Origin of the sequence: Allosediminivita pacifica, assembly GCF_003054175.1 — a bacterium.
Taxonomy (GTDB): Bacteria; Pseudomonadota; Alphaproteobacteria; order Rhodobacterales; family Rhodobacteraceae; genus Allosediminivita; species Allosediminivita pacifica.
Genome location: NZ_QBKN01000012.1, coordinates 26864 through 46217 on the forward strand (window position 1 = coordinate 26864; position 19354 = coordinate 46217).

Annotated in this window: 18 protein-coding genes; 17 read left to right on the forward strand and 1 reads right to left on the reverse strand. The window is 63.6% G+C overall.

Annotation, left to right across the window (positions count from 1 at the left end):
- Position 1 precedes the first annotated feature (1 nt).
- The 13 genes from C8N44_RS10870 to C8N44_RS10930 all read left to right on the forward strand — a co-directional run bounded on the left by C8N44_RS10870 (position 2) and on the right by C8N44_RS10930 (position 12838).
- Positions 2-358, forward strand: a complete 357-nt coding sequence (locus C8N44_RS10870; RefSeq protein WP_107976370.1) for a Na+/H+ antiporter subunit C — start codon at positions 2-4, stop codon at positions 356-358.
- Entirely contained in the window at positions 355-1899 is a 1545-nt protein-coding gene (locus C8N44_RS10875; RefSeq protein ID WP_107976372.1) for a monovalent cation/H+ antiporter subunit D, read from the forward strand. The genes C8N44_RS10870 and C8N44_RS10875 overlap by 4 nt, the downstream gene beginning before the upstream one ends.
- 1 nt (position 1900) lies before the next feature.
- A complete protein-coding gene (locus tag C8N44_RS10880) occupies positions 1901-2401 on the forward strand; it encodes a Na+/H+ antiporter subunit E (RefSeq protein ID WP_107976374.1) in 501 nt (166 codons plus the stop codon).
- A complete protein-coding gene (locus tag C8N44_RS10885; protein WP_107976376.1) occupies positions 2398-2685 on the forward strand; it encodes a K+/H+ antiporter subunit F in 288 nt (95 codons plus the stop codon). The genes C8N44_RS10880 and C8N44_RS10885 overlap by 4 nt, the downstream gene beginning before the upstream one ends.
- Positions 2682-3083 (forward strand): monovalent cation/H(+) antiporter subunit G, encoded by a 402-nt coding sequence (gene mnhG, locus C8N44_RS10890; RefSeq protein WP_107976378.1) that lies wholly within the window; start codon positions 2682-2684, stop codon positions 3081-3083. Before C8N44_RS10885 ends, mnhG begins: the two co-directional genes overlap by 4 nt.
- A gap of 98 nt (positions 3084-3181) precedes the next feature.
- Complete coding sequence (locus tag C8N44_RS10895; protein WP_107976380.1) at positions 3182-5659, forward strand: beta-glucosidase; 2478 nt, start codon at positions 3182-3184, stop codon at positions 5657-5659.
- Between the two features lie 266 nt (positions 5660-5925).
- Positions 5926-6939 carry an ACR3 family arsenite efflux transporter gene (arsB, locus tag C8N44_RS10900; protein ID WP_170121082.1) on the forward strand — a complete coding sequence of 338 codons (1014 nt, stop codon included), beginning with the start codon at positions 5926-5928 and terminating at the stop codon, positions 6937-6939.
- Between the two features lie 284 nt (positions 6940-7223).
- Positions 7224-8243: a transporter substrate-binding domain-containing protein gene (locus C8N44_RS10905; protein ID WP_107976384.1), complete on the forward strand. Its 1020-nt coding sequence runs from the start codon at positions 7224-7226 to the stop codon at positions 8241-8243.
- 36 nt (positions 8244-8279) lie between these two features.
- On the forward strand, positions 8280-8870 hold the full coding sequence (locus C8N44_RS10910) for a histidine kinase (protein ID WP_107976386.1): 591 nt from the start codon (positions 8280-8282) through the stop codon (positions 8868-8870).
- Between the two features lie 306 nt (positions 8871-9176).
- Complete coding sequence (locus tag C8N44_RS10915) at positions 9177-9818, forward strand: paraquat-inducible protein A (protein ID WP_107976388.1); 642 nt, start codon at positions 9177-9179, stop codon at positions 9816-9818.
- Positions 9788-10420 carry a paraquat-inducible protein A gene (locus tag C8N44_RS10920; protein ID WP_107976390.1) on the forward strand — a complete coding sequence of 211 codons (633 nt, stop codon included), beginning with the start codon at positions 9788-9790 and terminating at the stop codon, positions 10418-10420. The genes C8N44_RS10915 and C8N44_RS10920 overlap by 31 nt, the downstream gene beginning before the upstream one ends.
- The gene (locus C8N44_RS10925) at positions 10417-12216 is read left to right on the forward strand and encodes a PqiB family protein (RefSeq protein ID WP_107976392.1); all 1800 of its coding nucleotides are present in this window, start codon (positions 10417-10419) and stop codon (positions 12214-12216) included. Before C8N44_RS10920 ends, C8N44_RS10925 begins: the two co-directional genes overlap by 4 nt.
- A 1-nt stretch (position 12217) precedes the next feature.
- Entirely contained in the window at positions 12218-12838 is a 621-nt protein-coding gene (locus tag C8N44_RS10930) for a PqiC family protein (protein WP_107976394.1), read from the forward strand.
- 404 nt (positions 12839-13242) lie between these two features.
- Here the strand turns inward: C8N44_RS10930 and C8N44_RS10935 are convergent, their stop codons facing one another.
- Complete coding sequence (locus tag C8N44_RS10935; RefSeq protein ID WP_107976396.1) at positions 13243-14163, reverse strand: LysR substrate-binding domain-containing protein; 921 nt, start codon at positions 14161-14163, stop codon at positions 13243-13245.
- A gap of 145 nt (positions 14164-14308) precedes the next feature.
- Between C8N44_RS10935 and C8N44_RS10940 the strand changes: the two genes are divergently transcribed.
- The 4 genes from C8N44_RS10940 (at position 14309) to C8N44_RS10955 (ending at position 19331) form a co-directional block, all read left to right on the forward strand.
- Positions 14309-15538, forward strand: a complete 1230-nt coding sequence (locus C8N44_RS10940; protein ID WP_107976398.1) for an aromatic ring-hydroxylating oxygenase subunit alpha — start codon at positions 14309-14311, stop codon at positions 15536-15538.
- 4 nt (positions 15539-15542) lie between these two features.
- Positions 15543-16610 carry an FAD-binding oxidoreductase gene (locus tag C8N44_RS10945; protein ID WP_107976400.1) on the forward strand — a complete coding sequence of 356 codons (1068 nt, stop codon included), beginning with the start codon at positions 15543-15545 and terminating at the stop codon, positions 16608-16610.
- Positions 16611-16635: 25 nt separating this feature from the next.
- A complete protein-coding gene (locus C8N44_RS10950; protein WP_107976403.1) occupies positions 16636-18675 on the forward strand; it encodes an NADH:flavin oxidoreductase in 2040 nt (679 codons plus the stop codon).
- Positions 18676-18902: 227 nt separating this feature from the next.
- Positions 18903-19331: a phasin family protein gene (locus C8N44_RS10955; RefSeq protein WP_107976405.1), complete on the forward strand. Its 429-nt coding sequence runs from the start codon at positions 18903-18905 to the stop codon at positions 19329-19331.
- The last annotated feature ends 23 nt before the right edge of the window (positions 19332-19354 follow it).

A 19354-nucleotide genomic window follows, 5' to 3' on the forward strand; every position in this document is an offset into this window, starting at 1 on the left:
CATGGAGCTTCTGTTCGCGTCCGCTATCGGCGTCATGACGGCCGGGGGGCTCTACCTCGTGCTGCGCCAGCGCACCTTCCCGGTCTTCCTCGGCATCTCGCTGCTGACCTATGCCGTCAACGTCTTCCTCTTCGGCTCGGGCCGCCTCACCACGGGCGCCCCGCCGATCCTGAGCGACGACGCCTCGACCTACACCGATCCGCTGCCGCAGGCGCTGGTCCTGACCGCCATCGTGATCTCGTTCGGCATGACCGCCGTGGTGGTGATGATCGGTCTCGGGGCCTTCCTCGGGTCCGACGACGACCACGTGGACGACCAGCCCGAGACCGGCGCCGAGACCCCGGAGGGCCGCACGTGACCCACTGGATCATCGCCCCCGTCGTCCTGCCGGCCATGCTGGCGCCCTTCATCGTGCTGGCCGCGCGCTACCACCTGCGCATCCAGCGTACCTTCTCGGTCGTGGGCGTGCTCGCGCTCATCGCCGTCGCGGCCTCCCTCGCGTGGGAGGTCTCGGACGGCGACGTCATCCTCTACCAGCTCAGCGACTGGGCCGCGCCCTTCGGCATCGTCCTTGTAGGCGACCGCCTGTCCACGCTCATGGTGCTGCTGACCGCGGTGCTGGCGCTCTTCGTGCTGCTCTACGCCATAGGCTCGGGCTGGGACGGGCGCGGACGGCACTTCCACGCGCTCTTCCAGTTCCAGCTCATGGGCATCATGGGCGCCTTCCTCACCGGTGACCTCTTCAACCTCTTCGTGTTCTTCGAGGTGCTGCTCATCGCCTCCTACGGGTTGATGATCCACGGCGGCGGCAACGACCGGCTGAGGGCAGGGGTGCAATACGTGCTCTTCAACCTCATCGGCTCCACCCTCTTCCTCTTCGCGCTGGGTTCGATCTACGCCGAGACGGGCACGCTCAACATGGCCGACCTCGCGCAGCGCGTGGCGCAGGTCTCGCCCGGGGAAACCGCGGGCATCCGCGTGGCCGCCGTTCTGCTGCTGCTGGTCTTCGCCATCAAGGCCGCGCTCGTGCCTCTGCACTTCTGGCTGCCCTCGGCCTATGCCGAGGCGCCAGCGCCCGTGGCCGCGCTTTTCGCGATCATGACCAAGGTGGGCGCCTACGCCATCATCCGCGTCTACACGCTGATCTTCCCGCCCGATCTGGAGGTGACGGCGGGCCTGCACGAGGTCTGGCTGCTGCCCGCGGCGCTGGTCTCGCTCGCGCTGGGGATGATCGGCGTGCTGGCCGCGCGCAAGCTCGACCGGCTCATCGCCTTCTCCATCGTCGGTTCGATGGGCATGGTGATGGTCGCGATCTCGCTCTTCACGCAGCAAAGCATCGCGGCGTCGCTCTACTACATGATCCACTCGACGCTGGCGGGCGCAATGCTCTTCCTGGTGGCCGACCTCGTCCGTACCAGCCGCCCCGATCTGGTCCTGGCGCCGCGTTCGCCTTTCGCGGGCACCGCGCTGACCTCGGCGCTCTTCTTCGTGGGGGCCATCGCCATGGCGGGCCTGCCACCGCTCTCGGGCTTTCTCGGCAAGTTGCTGGTGCTCGACGCGGCCTTCGATACGGACGCGATGGGCTGGATCTGGACGGTCGTGCTCCTGTCGAGCCTTGTCAGCATCCTGGGTTTCGCGCGCGCTGGCAGCATGGTGTTCTGGAAATCGCACGGTATCTCGCCGGATCCGGAGGCCAAGCCGATGCCACGGCCGACAGCGCTCAGCTACGTGGCGCCCGGGGGGCTCGTGGCCCTGCTGATCGCATTGACGGTCTTTGCCGGGCAGGTGCACGGCTATGCCGAAGATATCGCCGCGCAGCTTTTCGCGCCCGAGCCCTATGTCTCGACCGTGCTCGAGACGCCGGGCAAGCTCAGCGGGCCGACAAAGGAGGACCACTGACATGGGACGCGCCTTTCGCTGGCTGATACCGCACCCGCTTCTGACGCTTCTGCTGACCGTGGTCTGGATCCTGCTCCAGAACCAGCTTTCGGCCGGCATGCTGGTCTTCGGGATCATCCTCGGGATTCTCATTCCCTGGGGGACATCGATCTGGTGGCCCGATACGCCAAAGGGCTTTCGCGCGGGCAGGATGGTCTTCTACAGCGTGATCGTGATCTGGGACATTATCATCGCCAACATCCAGGTCGCCTGGATCGTGTTGACGGTGCCCAACGCAAAGCTGAAGCCCGCCTGGATCGTCGTGCCGCTGGAGCTGCGCCAGCCGGAGGCGATCACGCTGCTTGCTGGCACGATCACACTGACGCCGGGCACGGTTTCGGCAGACCTGTCGGACGATGGCCACGAGCTTCTGGTGCATGTGCTGCACACCGATGACCCCGATGCCGTTCGCGACGAGATCAAGACCCGTTACGAACGCCGCCTGAAGGAGATCTTCTCATGACAACAGCTTCGGGACTGATGGAAATCGCGATTGCCATCACCTTCGCCGCGCTCGCGCTGGGGCAGATCCTCTGCATGGCCCGTCTCGCGATCGGACCCACCTCGGGTGACCGCGTGCTCGCCCTGGACACAATGGTCATCAATTCGCTCGGCCTGATCGTGGTGCTGGGCATCCGACAGGGTGTGCAGATCTACTTCGAAGTGACCCTGCTGGTTGCGATGCTTGGTTTTGTCTCGACCGTCGCGCTGGCGCGTTTCATCTTGCGGGGGGACATCATCGAATGACACTCGAAGTGCTCGGCATCTACGCCACAGCGATTTTCCTTCTGATTGGCTCGGTCTTCGTCATCGTCGGCGTGATCGGGCTTCTGAAGTTCAGCGATCCGATGACGCGGCTGCACGCCCCGACCAAGGTCGGCACGCTCGGCATCGGCATGCTGCTGCTGGCCTCGATCACGCATTCCTTTGCCACGGGCGGAAGCTCGATCCACGAGCTGCTAATCATGGCCTTCCTTTTCGTGACGGCGCCGATTTCGGCAAACTTCATCGCCAAGGCGAATATCCACCGCGGGGTCTGCGCACCGCTGCCGGATCTGCCGGACGACGGCACCTGGTCGACCCTGACCCCGGTCGAGAACGAGCGCGCGCCGCGTGAGGAAGCCACCGAGGGCGGTCGCGCCTGACGCACAGCACCGGGATCTGAGCCGCCGAAGACGCCAACCGAGGGGTGGGAACGGGGGCGGGACCGATGCCCCGGAACTCCCCAAAGCCGGAGGATGCCATGACCACGAGACCATCCGCGACGGTCGACATCGAGGGCCTGCTGGACCAGCTGACGCTCGAAGAACAGGTGGCCCTCACGGCAGGGGCGGATTTCTGGCAGACGGTCCCGGTGCCCCGGTTGGGGATCCCGCAGGTCAAGGTATCCGACGGGCCGAACGGCGCCAGAGGGGCGGGCGGGTTGAACGCCGGCACGCCGGCGTCGGCCTTCCCATGCGGTGTCTGTCTTGGCGCAGGCTGGAACACCGGAGGAGCCCACGCCATGGGCGAGGCGCTTGCCGCCGAGGCGCGCTCCAAGGGTGCGCGCGTCCTGCTTGCACCGACTGTCAACATCCATCGGTCGGGGCTGAATGGGCGCAACTTCGAATGCTATTCGGAAGACCCGCATCTGACCTCTGCCTTGGCAGTGGCCTATATTCAGGGCCTGCAGGAGAATGGCGTCGGCGCGACCATCAAGCACTTCGTCGCAAATGATTCCGAGGTCGAAAGACAGACGATGTCCTCGGATGTCGACGAGCGCACCCTGCGCGAGATCTACCTCCCGCCTTTCGAAGCCGCCGTGAGGAAGGCCGGGGTCTGGGCCGTGATGACGGGTTACAACCGGCTGAACGGCGTGCATATGGACGCCCAATCCTGGGCCATGACCGACGTCATGCGTGGCGACTATGGCTATGACGGCATCTTCATGTCGGACTGGTTCGGCACGAATTCGACGGCAGAGTCGGTAAACGCTGGGCACGACCTCGAAATGCCGGGCCCGGCGCGCTTTCGCGGCGCAAAGCTGCTGGAAGGGGTCCGCAACGGGGAGGTGGAGGAAAAGACCATCCGGGCCTCATGCCGGCGACTGCTGCGGCTTTTTGAACGTGTCGGGGCATTCGCCTCTGACGGACCGGAGCCCGAGACGACACGCGAGGATCCCGAGACGCGGTCGCTGATACGTCGTCTTGGCGCGGACGGTGCGGTCCTGACGAAGAACGACAAGATCCTTCCTCTGGACGAAGGGTGCAGCGTGGCCGTGATCGGCCCGAATGCGGCGGTGCCGCGCATGATGGGGGGCGGGTCGGCACAGATCAACGCGCCGCACCGTGTCTCGCCGCTTGACGGTCTCGTCGAAGCGCTGGGGGCAGATCGGGTCACATATGCAAAAGGGTGCTCGAACAACCGCCTGATGGAGCTGGTCTCCACCGATCTCAAGGTCGAGTTCTTCAAAGGCCGTGCCTTCGAAGGGGCCCCGATCCACCGTGAGACCGAGCATGAAAGCAATTTCTTCTGGTTCGACGTCCCGGTCGAAGAGTTCGATCCTGATGATTTCTCCGCACGCGTCGAAGGACGTTTCACAGTCGAGGAAAGCGGGACCTACCGGGCGGGGCTGACAAACGCCGGTTTTGCGCGCGCCTATCTCGATGGCGAGCTGATCGTCGATGGCGAAACCGACTGGCAGAAGGGCATGAATTTCTTCGGCCTCGGCAACGACGAGCGCAGAGCCGATCTCGAACTCGAAGCGGGCCGGAGCTACGACCTGCGGATCGACTATGTTTCGCCGGACCAGCCAGACGAAGGGATCACGGTTCGCGCCCTCCGCTTCGGGATCGAACGCGTTCTCGGACAGGCGGAGATCGACGAGGCCGCCGCGGCCGCGGCAAAGCAGGACGTCGCCATACTGTGTGTGGGTCGAACGGCAGAATGGGACAGCGAAGGTCACGACCTTCCCCATATGGAGTTGCCGGGAGAACAGGTGAGCCTCATCGAGGCCGTGGCCAAGGCCAATCCGAACACCATCGTCGCGTTGCAGACCGGTGGTCCGGTCGAGATGGGCTGGGCTGACAAGGTGCGCGCCGTCGTGCAGTTCTGGTACCCCGGACAGGAAGTGGGTCACACGATGGCCGATGTTCTGATGGGCAAGGCCGCACCGGGTGGCCGTCTGCCCCAGTCATTTCCCGCTGCAGTGAAGGACAGCTCGGTCTGGACGGAAGATGCGCGCAGCTACCCCGGCATCGACGGGCATGTCAGTTACGAGGAAGGTGTCTTCGTCGGCTACAGGCACTTCGACCGTGAGACATCTCCCGATGCGGCCTATCCCTTCGGATTTGGTCTCGGCTACACGGAATTCGACTGGGGCGCGCCGGAGGTCTCTTCGCAGATCATGGGGGACGCCGGTGTCGATGTTGCGGTCGAAATCCGGAATGTCGGACGCAGGCCTGGGGCCGAGGTCGTGCAGCTTTACGTGCGCCAGCTTCGCCCCAGCGTCTGCCGTCCGGTGAAGGAGCTGCGCGCCTTTGCCAAGGTGTCGCTGGAGCCCGGCGAGACCGGCACCGCGCAGCTCAGGGTGGAGCCGCGAGACCTTGCCTGGTTCTGCACGACGCGGAGGGCATTCATTGCGGAAGCCGGGGACTACGAGCTTCTTGTCGCGGTGAATGCCAAGGATATTCGGCATACGATAAACGTGAGGCTGGACGAGACCCTGACGTTCGCGCCCTGAGACGTTGCGTTTGCCGTGGCGGTGGGATGCGGCCTCGATGGGGTCTCGATGCGAAGTCGAGGACTTTGGCCAAAGAATATCCAGTGGCCCTTTCATTTCTTATATTTCGGAAATAAGGAATTTTGGCCAGTGCCGGGTTGGCGCTTGCCAGGTACACGGAGGTGCTGTGCAATTGGCGCCTGTCCGGGTTGCCGTAACGGCGTTCGATTGAGTTTTCGGAGAAAGGAGCATGGATGGCCGAAAGGGAACGCGAGGCGCCGCAGGTGATGGGCGGTTTCGAGCGCTGGTTGAGCGTCTGGGTCGCGCTGGCAATGGTCGGCGGGATCGCCATCGGCCAGATGGCGCCGGGTCTTGTCGAGGCCATCGCTGCGGCGGAGGTCGCGCAGATCAATCTCGTCGTCGCGGTCCTGATCTGGGCCATGGTCTATCCGATGATGGTGGGCGTGGATTTCGGCGCGGTGTCCGGCGTCGCTCGGCAACCGAAAGGCCTCCTTGTGACCCTGACGGTCAACTGGCTGATCAAGCCCTTCACAATGGCAGGGCTCGCCGTTCTCTTCTTTGAGGTGGTCTTCGCCCCTTTCATCGCCCCCGAGGATGCCGCCCAATACGTCGCGGGCCTCATCCTGCTCGGGGCGGCGCCCTGTACCGCGATGGTCTTTGTCTGGTCGCAGCTGACGCGTGGAGACGAGACCTACACCCTCGTGCAGGTCTCGGTGAACGACCTCATCATGATCGTCGCTTTCGCGCCGATCGTGGCGCTGCTGCTCGGGGTGACCGAGATAGAGGTGCCATGGGAGACGCTCGTGCTCGCCACGATCCTTTACGTGGTGCTGCCGCTCGCCGCAGGGTTCGTCACGCGCAGGGTGTTGGGATCGACGGTGCGGATCGAGGCCTTCACCGCGCAGGTGAAGCCGGCGTCGGTCATCGGGCTTGTCGCGACGGTGGCAATCCTCTTCGGGCTTCAGGGCAGCGTGATCCTGAACCGGCCCCTGACGATCGTACTCATCGCCGTTCCGATCCTGATCCAGAGCTACGGCATCTTCGCGCTCGCCTACGGCGCGGCTTGGTGGCTGCGCGTGCCGCACAGGATCGCCGCACCCTGCGCGATGATCGGGACGTCGAATTTCTTCGAACTGGCAGTTGCCGTGGCAATCAGCCTCTTCGGCCTCAATTCCGGCGCCGCGCTCGCCACGGTTGTCGGTGTTCTCGTCGAAGTCCCGGTGATGCTGTCGCTCGTCTCCTTCGCCAACCGGAGTCGCCGCAGATTCCCCGAGAGCTGAGCCTTGGTAACGATCTTCCGTAGTCGGGGTGAGAGGTCGCGGGATATTATCATGATGAGTGGTCCGTCAGATGGGGTGCGCAAGGCTGATAGGTAGCTCGCTACACTTCATGGGCGAGAGCTTGAGAGTTTGGGGGAGGTTTGGAAGAGGACTAGTCAGTCCATTCGCCAGGTGAGATCGCAACCTCGACAAAACAGTCCGGGCCGGCTCACTCGCCCGTTAATGATTTCTTCGAATTCGGTACGGTAGCTATTCAGGATATCGTCGCTGCCGGAGCTTTCCCGATGATTTCCAGATGGTTCGCGCTTCTGCTGCTCCTATGCGGCGGCACCACGGCCCGGGCCGAAACCTGGCGGGTGGTTTACAACGAGTTTCCACCCTATTCGACCACCACGGACTCGGAGCAGCCGGTCGGGTTCGCCATTGATCTGCTCAGGGCAGCCGTCAGCGATCTTGATGTGGAACTCGTGTTCATTCTGGCCGACAACCCCGGCGCTGCTATGCAGATGCTCGCCGACGGTGACGCGGATCTGCATCCACACCTCGCGCCCAACTCGACGCGCGCCGAGGTTCTGAATTTCACCACGTCGATCAAATCAATCCAGGTGCGGGCTTACCAGAGGCGAGACCGTCCTGAGCCGGCCGACACTAGCCAACTTGCCGGACTCCGTATCGGGGTCGCCGCGGGCTCTCTGCCGGATTTCATCGCGTCACGCTATCAAGATGCGAGCGTCGTCCGATTGCAAGACAACAACGCGTTGTTCTTCGCGCTCGCAAAGGGGGACGTCGATCTTGCCTTTTATGCCGACAATGCCTTCGAAAGCATCGCTGTCGGGCTTGGTGTTGAAGGCGATTACAGGCCGGTCGGGCCCGTTCTTTCGACGCGTCAGGTGGCAATGGGGGTCCGTCGTGCGCGCCCCGATATCCTGCAGCCCTTGGATGGCAGACTTCGTGCCCTTGTCGATACGCCAGAATACTGGGCCATTCACGCGACCTGGTTCGGCGATGGCGAGTCGCGCTGGCACGCCTCTGAAATGGCTTGGATTGGAGCGCTCTTCGCAACCGCGACTGTCGGCGCGGCCATCTTCGCAGTTCTTGTGTGGCGGCGCAGTGCCAGCAGCGCTAGGGACCCTCATGCCGCTGCCGCTATCGTGGAGCGTGACGCTCTTCACCAGTTGCTGGAAAGCCAGAAGCACGAATACGAGGAGTATCTGGACGAGGCGCGCAAGCGGCTCCAAGGGGCTTCACACGCGCTAAAGTCGCCACTTGTGTCGATCTCTGGTTTTGCCCAGATGCTTTGCTAGGCCCGCCGAGAGCCGGATGCCGAGACCAGTGATCAAATGATGGATTCGGCGATAAAGCATATTCAGGCCCACGTCGAAGACATGCGCCGGATAACCGCGGAAATCGGCGACACGTTTACATTGGAGACCAGCCGTGCCGATTGTGCGCACTTTTCCCTTGACGAAATGGCGCTGGATATCCGCGCCCGCCTAGCCTCAAGGCTCTTGCAGCACGACTGCGAACTTGAACTGCGGCCACTTGGCGAAGGGTGGGGCGATCCGGAACTGATCAGCAAAGCCGTTCAGGCATTTGTCGAGCGCGCATTGACATCTGTTCCGCGCGAAGATCCTGCACGCATCCAACTCGTGAAAGAGGAGGGTGCGGAAGAGTGGTCGATCGGGGTGCGCTGTCAGTGGCCGCCAGCGCCGCATGGTCCGTCAAGCGTGATATCGGATATAGGCAAGGACCAAGGTGCGGACATCCGTCATTCGGCGCCGGGGCTCTCGATCTCACGGTGGATCGCCCGGCGCCACGGTGGCACAGTGCGGGTGGCCGAAGGCCGTGACGGCGGCGTCACCTTGTGGCTCACGGTGCCATGTGACCCGAGTGGTACATGGGGGCCTTCAGGGGTGGATGATGCAGCTTAAGCCTACTTTCATCTCCTGAATGTTGGTGCCGCTTGAACCCGCGAGGTTCAGGGGAGCTGTCGGCACGGGCAGATTTGCCTTTCCAGGCCGAATACAAGTGATTGAAGCTGGCTGGCAAAAATGCCTTAGGCGAGCTCGAGGCTCGTGCATTGAGTTAGCACTGGAAAAATCACTCCGGACACACAGTTTAAGGGGCCGGGGCGACAGCCTTTATCCAAACACCGGCGAGTTGGCCCTGAGGCCCTGCCGGAAATACCCGCATCCTGATAGGCCCACTAATGCGGATCAAGGGGCACAGGGGACCCGATGACGATAGCCCGAGAAAGTTCCGCGGCAGTGCAGCGCCGCTATATTGCCTGCCCGCATTGCGACACACTGCATGTGGAGGCGCTGATCCCGGAAGATTACACGGCCACTTGCCGGCATTGCGGCCATGTCCTTGCAGCACCACGCAGGAACTCGTACGCGCGCGTTCTATCGTTGGCCGTGACGGCCCTGATCCTGATGCTGGGGGCGCTGTTCTTCCCTTTCATTTCTCTTGAGGCCGCGGGGCTCTCCAACAGGACATCGGTGGTCGATGCGATGCTCGCGTTTTCCGATGGATTGATGCTTCCGCTCTCGATCGCAGTCGCGCTGCTGATCGCCCTGATCCCGGCAGCGCGTCTTTGTGCGATCGCCTATACCCTGGTGCCGCTGGTGTTTGGAGGGAGGCCCTACCGCCACGCCGAAACCGCGTTCCGGATGGCCGAGCGCCTTCGCCCCTGGTCGATGGCAGAGATATTCATCGTTGGTGTTGCGGTTGCCCTGGTCAAGGTATCGGGACTCGCCTCCGTCAGTTTCGGGCCGGCCTTCTGGGCCTTTGCCGCACTTGTCATTGTGACGGTGCTGCAGGACAACGCCATGTGCAGGTACACGATATGGAAATCTCTGGAAAATCAACGCCGCTGAGGACAGCGCGGCAGGCAGGGCTGGTGGCTTGCCAGCATTGCTACCTTGTCCACGAAACGGGCGCGGTGCGCTGCCAGCGTTGTGGCGGAAAGCTTGCAAGCCGCATGCCCGGCTCGCTGCAGCGCGTCTGGGCGTGGCTCTTTGCCGGGCTGATCGTCTACGTGCCTGCAAATGTCTATCCGATGCTGATCACCGACACGCTTGGCCAGCACGAGGAAAACACGATCGTCGGGGGGGCTGTCGAACTGTTCAATCACGGGTCTTATGGTATTGCCGCCGTGGTATTTGTTGCGAGCGTCATGATCCCGATCAGCAAGTTTCTTGCGATCGGGTATCTCGCGCTTGGGGTCCGCAGTACGGTCGCGATGCATCCGCATCGACGTCACCAGCTCTACGAGATTGTGGAGTTCATCGGCAGGTGGTCGATGATTGATGTCTTCGTAGTCGCGATCCTGGCTGCCCTTGTCCAGCTCGGGAACGTCGCTATCGTTCACCCTGGGATCGCAGCGGTGAGTTTTGCGCTGTCGGTCGCCTTCACGATGCTTTCCGCACAGAGCCTTGATCCGCGACTGATCTGGGACGCGGATGAGGAGATTAGATGAGCGAACAAAGCCCGGCGGAACCGGAGATCCGCCCGAAGTCTAAGGGCCTGTTGTCGGGGTTTTCTTTCGTCTGGTTCATTCCGGTTCTGGCGCTGGGGATTTCACTCTGGGTGGCATGGCAAAGCTACGCGGGCCGTGGCGTGCTGATCCAGATCTCCTTCGAAAGCGCTTCTGGGGTTGAGGCAGAGCGGACGGACCTCAAGTTCCGAGAGGTCACGGTTGGCACTGTGGAGCGTGTCGGCTTTTCCGAAGATCTCGGCCGCGTTGTTGCCCACGTTCGCGTCGATCGCGAAGTCGCGCCATACCTCGATGACGATGCAAGTTTCTGGATCGTCCAGCCTGAAGTGACCGTTCGCGGGATCAGCGGACTGAATACCGTGCTATCAGGCGTGTATATCGAGGGCAGTTGGGACAGCGAGGCTGGTGAGGCAAGGCATCAGTTCGAAGGGCTTGCCCGAGCGCCGTTGGCAAGGCCGGCGCGTGAAGGTACCCACTTGGTGCTGCGTGCGCGAGATGGACGCTCGATTGCCGCCGGAACGCCGATCCTTTACAAGGGGATCCGTGTGGGGGCGATCGAAGCACCGACGCTTTCCGAGAATGGTGACGGGGTCCTGATCGAAGCTTTTGTCGAAGCACCCTATGACCGTCTTCTGACGTCGAACACGCGGTTTTGGGATACCTCGGGGGTTTCTGTTTCCCTCGGTGCCGGCGGCGTTTCACTCGACTTTTCGTCGCTCGCCTCGCTTGTCGAAGGTGGAATCAGTTTCGGCACACTCGTTTCGGGGGGTGAAGCCGTCGAGGCCGGGCACTCATATCAGTTGTACTCCGACGAAGAGGACGCCCGTGCGAGCCTGATCAACGACCCGTCCGCGCGTAGCCTTCGCGTCTTGGCGGTGTTCGACGGGGCCGTCAGCGGGCTTAACGAGGGAACTGCGGTTCGCTTCCGTGGGCTGCCTGTCGGCGAAGTTTCGGATATCACCATGGTCGCCACTGATGAGGGCGGCCGGAAAGTCGTGACACTCAATGCGATGCTCGCGCTTTCACCCGCGCGACTGGGTCTTGGCGAGGATGCATCCACGGACGAAGCGCTCGGTCTGCTGAGCGATTATGTGGACCAAGGCTTGCGCGCGCGCCTGACGTCGGCCAGCATCCTGTCCGGCAACTTGGTGGTCGAGCTTGTGGAATTGCCCGATGCGGATCCGGCCTCCATTGTCACTGAGGAAGACGGCCCGCCACGGCTCCCGACCGCCGACTCGGAACTTTCCGACTTCAACGCGACGGCGGAGGGTGTCTTCAAGCGGATCAATGCGCTGCCGATCGAGGAGCTTCTGAGCTCCGGTCAGCGCCTGCTGAACTCGGTGACTGCTCTCGTCAACGACGAGGCGACCCGCGCCGCGATCCCGGAACTGACCGCCACGCTTTCCGAGGCGAGGACCGTGATGCCGGAACTCAGGGCCACACTCGAGGAGGCAAGGGCGACCCTTGCGGAAACCCGGCAGATTGCCGTGGAGCTTCGCGAGGGCGGTGCGACCGAGGCGGTAAACAGCGCGCTGGATTCAGCCGTCAACGCCGCTGACGCGGTCGAGACGGCCGCTGGTGCGCTGCCGCCCTTGGTGGATCGACTTGACGCACTGGCGACTCGGACCGAGGCCGTGGTCAGTGCCTACGGCGACAATTCACGTCTCGTGGCAGGGGTGCTTTCGACGCTGCGTGATGTCAGTGAAGCGTCCAACACGATACGATCGCTGGCAAGAATGCTGCAGCGCAATCCCAATTCGCTAATCATAGGGCGGTAACATGAAGATCCGAGCAATCTCGAGCATCCTGATGATCGCGGCTCTGTCCGCCTGCGGCGACGGGGGAGGGCCGCGCTATCTGGTCGAGTCTCCGCCCTCCGCTCTCAGTGTCCGGTCCGCGGTCGATACGCTTCTTGTCAGGACCGTCTCGCTGCCGGTCTATGCCGCCGACGAGGAAATCGCCTTTCAGGATGAAAGCGGGGTAATTCAGACGACGAATCTGGGCCTCTGGGCGGATGACCCGGAGCGCGCGACAACCCTGACGATCACTCGCCATCTAAATGCCATGTCTTCGGCGAAGGTCGCCTCCGAGCCTTGGCCGCTGCCGCAGCCGCCGGAAGGCGTCGCCGATGTTCGTATCGAGAACTTCATCGCGACCAATGCCGGCACCTTCCGGATCTCTGGTCAGTACTTCATGGGCTCCGAGCAGCCTCAACCAGAGATAAACTTCGAGAATCCTGACGAACAACCACGCCAGCTTCCGGCGCCCCTGCCGGACCGGGTCAAGATATTCGACATTTCGGTATCGCTTGTGGGGGAAGGCCCGGCTGCCATTGCGGCTGCACAGGCCGCCGCGCTGACAGAGCTCTCCGAACAGATGGCGCGTGATCTGGTGCGATAACTCGAGCAATTATTGCGCGTCTTCAATGGCCGCGAGAGAGGTCATAGTCGCACCTTGAATGCTTACCGAAACTGCTGGGAGAGGTATTCGTCGCTTTGATCCCTCCCGATGGCGTCACCGGCCCGTCATCGTGAGGCAGCCGGAAAAATCCAACTTCCGGCGGTCCAAGATTGGGGAGCAGTGCATCAACCTGCGGCTCTCCGAAAATCCGGAGGAGAGTCGGGGCTCAGGTCAGTCGGTTCGGGAATCCGCGATGCCGAAAGCGCCGCGGAGCGCTACGACGCGTAGGTGGCCAAGCAGGTCCGCCAGCTTGGATTGCCGAACTGGTAGTCCATTCCATGATCTTGAAAAGCCTGCGCCTACCATAGGCGCGGGCGTGGCAAGCTCGTTACGGGGTTTTCGAGTTATCCTCGCGCAGAGGGCCATGCGCGCTTGGGACCCAAGGCGTTTCCCTGTGACAACAGCCAATCCCTGAACGTCCGGGCCTTTTCCGGCGCTCGGGAATGGGTCGTCAGGAAGAAGCTCTCGGGGGACGGGATGCTCTCGGACACGAGCACTGAAAGTCGGCCCTGTTCGATCAGCGGTCGAACAAGGCCTTCCCAGCCAAGCACGGCGCCCGCGCTATCCTGGGCAAGTTGAAGCGCGATCATGTAGTTGTTGACCGGCAGGCGCCGTCCTGTCGGAGCAGCCAGGCCGAGGGTGCTGAACCAGTCGGTCCAGCCAGTCCAACGGGCTTCCTCTCCAGACAAGTGGATCAACGGCGCCCCAAGCAGATCGTCGGGGGTCATGATGCCCTGTCGCGCGGCGTAGCCGGGCGCACCGACCGCAAGGATCCGGTCACGGAAGAGCAGGCTGTGATCGCCGCCATCTTCGGGCAAGGTGCCGTACCGGATGGCCAAGTCAGGACGGCCCGAGGTCGTCGCGACATCGCTGACGATCTGCGACACGACGATGTCCGGATGGCTCTGCCAGAACGCGGAAAGCCGCGGTGTGAGCCAGAAGGCGCTCATCGCGGTGGTGGCCTGGATCGTCACGTCCGCGGCATCGGGTCGGCCCCGAAGCTCCTGCACGGCGTCGGAGATGGATTCCAGTCCCCGTTGCAGTGCCACGAAGAGCCAGGCCCCCGCCTCGGTCAGTTCGACGCCGCGGTACTGCCGCGTGAACAGCGAGGTGGAGAGTTCGGATTCGAGCGCCTTGATCTGGTGACTCACCGCCGCGGGGGTCACGTTCAGCTCTGACGCAGCGGACTTGAAGCTCAGATTCCGGGCAGCGGCCTCGAAGCAAAGCAGCGCTGTCATCGAGGGAAGGTCGTAGGGGCGGGGCATGGCGTCGCGTTTGCTCCGGCGAGAGTCGGAATTGGAATGAGTTTAGTTCATTTAATCCGAATTGAAAATTTGTGCCATTGCGCAGCGCATTAATGGCCCGCAATGCGTCAGGTCAAGTAATGCCTCTTGCCGGGAGCCTTCCCCCATGGACTTTTCCCTGACTGACCTGCTCGCGCGCCGCCAGCCCGGTTACTCGCTGGAGCGGCCCTTCTACACCGATCCCGATATCTATCAGCAGGACCTGGATCAGATATTCTATCGCGAATGGCTCTTCGCGATCCCGGCGGCGCAGCTGACCAAGACCGGTGCCTTTGCACGGCTTCAGATCGGCGCCTATAACGTGATCCTGGTCAAGGGGGCCGACGGCGAGATCCGTGGCTTCCACAACTCCTGCCGCCACCGCGGTTCGGTGCTGTGCCACAACAATTCGGGCCAGGTGGCCAAGCTTGTCTGCCCCTACCATCAGTGGACCTACGAGCTTGACGGGCGCCTGCTCTGGGCGCGTGACATGGGGCCCGACTTCGACGCATCCAAACACAATCTCCGCGCAATCCACGTGCGCGATCTTTGCGGACTGATCTACATCTGTCTGGCCGACGAGGCTCCGGATTTCGAACCCTTCGCGCAACTCGCGCGCCCCTATCTTGAGGTGCATGATCTGCACCGCGCCAAGGTGGCCTACAGCTCCTCGATCGTCGAGAACGGCAACTGGAAGCTGGTCTGGGAGAACAACCGCGAGTGCTATCACTGCGGCGGCTCGCATCCCGCGCTCTGTCGTTCCTTCCCGCTCGATCCCGAAGTGGGTGGCGTCACGGCGGACGGCGGCGCCTCACCGCGGCTTCAGGCCCATTTCGACCGATGCGAGGCAGCGGGGGCCCCGGCTCAGTTCGCGCTGGCCGGGCAGGGGCAGTACCGCCTGGCCCGCATGCCGCTGCAAGAAGGCGCGGTGAGCTACACAATGGACGGTAAGCCCGCCGTGAAGCGACAGCTCGGGCGGGTCGGCGTGCCGGATGCCGGATCGCTGCTGGTCTTCCACTATCCGACGACCTGGAACCACTTCCTGCCCGATCATTCCCTGACCTTCCGCGTCACGCCGATCAGCCCCACCCAGACCGAGGTCACGACCTGGTGGCTTGTCGACCGCGACGCGGTGGAAGGCGTGGACTACGACATGAAGCGCCTGACCGAGGTCTGGATCGCGACCAACGACGAAGACCGCGAGATCGTCGAATGGAACCAGCAGGGCATCAATTCGCCCGCCTATACCCCCGGGCCCTACAGCCCCGAGCAGGAAAGCGGCGTGATCCAGTTCGTCGACTGGTATGCCAACCACATGGAGCGGGCGCTCGGATCCCGTGCCGTCGCGGCGGAGTAAGAGCATGAACGCCAGCATCCAACCGACGCTCGCCTTCTGGTCCGACGACGAGCCGATCGAATGTGTGTCGCGCCTGCCCGAAGCTCAGGACGTGGTCACCTTCACGTTCCAGGCGCCCTCCGGCGCGCTCTTCCGCTACAAGCCCGGGCAGTTCGTGACGCTGGAACTGCCCGTCCCCGGCGGGCCGCTCTATCGGACCTACACGATCTCGTCCTCACCCTCGCGGCCGACCTCTCTCACGATCACGGTGAAGGCACAGAATGCCTCGCTCGGGACACGGTGGATGCTCGACAACCTCGAGGCGGGGATGCGGCTCAAGGCGCTGGGGCCAGCCGGGCATTTTTCCTATCTGAACTACCCGGCGAAAAAGTATCTCTTCATCTCGGCAGGGTCGGGCGTCACGCCGATGATGTCGATGACCACGCACATGTACGACGCCGGGCGGGATCCCGATATCGTCATCATCAACTGCGCGCGCCGGCCTTCGGGCATCATCTTCCGGCAGCGGCTGGAGCACATGGCGTCGCGGATCACCGGGATCGAGCTGGCCTGGGTCGTGAAAGAGACCGACCGCTACCAGCCCTGGACCGGCTACCGCGGAAGGTTCAACCAGCTGCTGCTCGGCCTGACCACGCCCGATTACCTGGAACGTGAGGTGTTTTGCTGCGGCCCGGAGCCCTTCATGCAGGCCGTGCGCGAGGCCCTGGCAGGCCTCGGCTTCGACATGGATCACTACCACCAGGAGAGCTTCCACGCGGTCCCGGCCGAGGCCGAGGACGTGCCCGAGGATGTCACGCTCGACGAGGACGCGAAGGCCCAGGTGGAGTTTGCCACATCGGGCGTCAGCACCGAGTGTTCCGAAACGGAGACGATACTTGGTGCGGCGCGGGCCGCAGGGATCGTCATCCCCTCGGGCTGCACCTTCGGCGTCTGCGGGACCTGCCGCATCCGCAAGCTCGAAGGCGAGGTGCACATGGTCCACAACGGTGGCATCACCCAGGAGGATATCGATGACGGATACGTTCTGGCCTGTTGCTCCAATCCAATCGGTCGGGTGAAGCTCGAGGTCTGACCCAGCGCAAGCGAGAATAGCCGGCATGTCGAACGATCCGCTCTTTCAGCCCTATCAGCTCAAGCATCTGACGCTGAAGAACCGGCTCATGATCACGAGCCACGAGCCCGCCTATGCCGAGGATGGGATGGCCAAGGCCCGTTACCGCGCCTACCACGAGGAACGGGCGCGTGCGGGGGTGGCGCTGACCATGACGGCGGGGTCTGCCAGCGTGTCGCGGGACAGCCCGCCGGCCTTCAACAACATCCTCGCCTGGAAGGACGAGGTGGTCGGCTGGATGAAGGACCTCGCCGATGCCTGCCACGGGCATGGCTGCGCGGTGATGATCCAGTTGACCCACCTGGGGCGGCGCACGCGATGGGATACGGGCGACTGGCTTCCGGTCCTGTCCCCGGGCGCCGCGCGGGAACCGGCGCACCGCGCCTTTCCCAAGGTGGCCGAGGAGTGGGACATCGCCCGTGTCATCGAGGATTACGCCGATGCCGCCGAACGGATGCAGGCGGCGGGGCTCGACGGGATCGAGCTTGAATCCTACGGGCATCTGATGGACAGCTTCTGGTCGCCGATGCTCAACGAGCTCGACGGGCCGTATGGCGGGGACAGTCTCGACACCCGGATGCGCTTCAGCCTCGACGTGCTGCGGGCGATCCGGGCGCGCGTGGGGGAGGGGTTCATCGTCGGCATCCGCTACGCGGGAGACGAGATGCAGCCCGGCGGGATCACGCGGGACGAGGGGATGGAGATCTCGCGCCGGCTGAAGGCCAGCGGGCTGGTCGATTTCCTGAACGTGGTGCGCGGTCACATCGATACCGATGCGGCACTGACCGATGTGATCCCGGTGCAGGGCATGCGCAGCGCGCCGCATCTGGATTTCGCGGGCGAGGTGCGGGCCGAGACGCAGTTTCCGACCTTCCATGCCGCCAAGATCCAGGACGTGGCGACGGCGCGGCACGCGGTGGCGGCGGGCAAACTCGACATGGTGGGCATGACGCGGGCCCACATGGCGGACCCGCATATCGTGGCCAAGATCCTGCGCGGCGAGGAAGAGCGGATCCGGCCCTGTGTCGGCGCCAACTACTGCCTCGACCGCATCTACCAGGGGGGCATGGCGCTCTGCATCCACAACCCGGCGACGGGGCGCGAGCTGGAGCAGCCGCAGGAGGTGCCCGCGGGCGAGGGTGGTCGGCGCGTGGTGGTGATCGGTGCCGGGCCGGCGGGGCTCGAGGCTGCGCGGGTGGCGGCTATCCGGGGGCACGAGGTGATCGTGCACGAGGCGGCGCCGCAGGCGGGCGGGCAGATCATGCTCACGGCGCAGACGCCCCGACGGGCCGAGATGATGCAGATCATCGACTGGCGGCTGTCTGAGTGTGAGCGGCTGGGCGTGCGCTTCCGGTTCAACAGCTTCGCCGATGGCGAGACGGTGCTGGAAGACACGCCGGACGTGGTGATCGTGGCGACCGGCGGGCTGCCGGATACGGGTGTGCCGGGCGTGCCCGAGGATCTGGTGGTCTCGGCCTGGGACATCATCGCGGGGGACGCGCAGCCGGGGCGGGACGTACTCATCTTCGACGATGCCGGCGATTATCCCGCGCTTCAGGCGGCCGAGAAGATCGCGGCGACCGGGGCGAAGGTCGAGGTGGCGACGCGGGACAGGGGGATCTCGTCCGAGGTCATGTCCATGTCGCTGACCCCCGCCATGCGCGCGCTTCAGGGGAAGGATGTGACCTTCTCGATCACCTGGAAGCTGGTCGGGCTGCGGCGCGAGGGGAACGCGCTGGTGGCGACGCTGGGCAGCGACTTCAGCGCGGCGACGCGGGAGCGGCGGGTGGACCAGGTGGTGGTGAACCACGGGACCCGGCCGCTGGACGATGTCTATTTCGAGCTTCGGGACGGGTCGGTGAACCTGGGCGAGGTGGACTATGGCGCGCTGATCTCGGGCGCCCCGCAGGAGGTCGTCCGCAACCCGGATGGGGCCTATCGGCTCTATCGGATCGGGGATGCGGTTTCGGCCCGGAATACCCATGCGGCGATCTGTGACGCGCTGAGGCTGTGCAAGGCGATCTAGATGTCCCGGGCCGGGACATTTCGCGACGTCAATAAATTCAATGGGTTAGTGTTTCGGATTAACCGTCTGTTAGGGGTGTCCCGCGGTTTGTCCCTGCGGACAGGCACGCGGGATACCCACGAAAATCTCCTACGCTTCCCTTGTAATGCTGCAGCGCAGCATTACGTAAGGGTCACTCGCGCAGACAGCGCACAAGAAACTCATTCTTCTCAGAAGGGAGACCCGACATGGCCAAGCAGAACACCAAATCCGCCATCAACGACATCCAGAGCCTGTTCGACCCGCAAGGCTATCAGAACGCCTTTAAGACCTGGGCCCAGACGGGCGAGCACATGACGGCGATCACGACCGAAGCGGCCGTCCGCTCCACCGATATCGCGAGCGACTCCGCCAAGGAGGCGTTTACGAACCTTCGCGAGGTGAGCCAGGTCCGCGAACAGCCCGCCGACTACGGCAAGGCCTACACAGACTTCGTGCAGAAGCAGATGGATCTGTTCATGCGCACGGCAAAGGCCATGTCCGACGTGAGCCAGAAAACCGGCACCGAGGCCGGCGAACTGGCCACCAAAGCCACTGAGGACCTGAGCCAGAAGGTTTCGGCCAACGCGCAGGGCGCCGCCAACAAGGCAGCCTCCGCGGCCAGCAAAGCAGCCTGAGGTCAGGCCAGACCAATAAACAA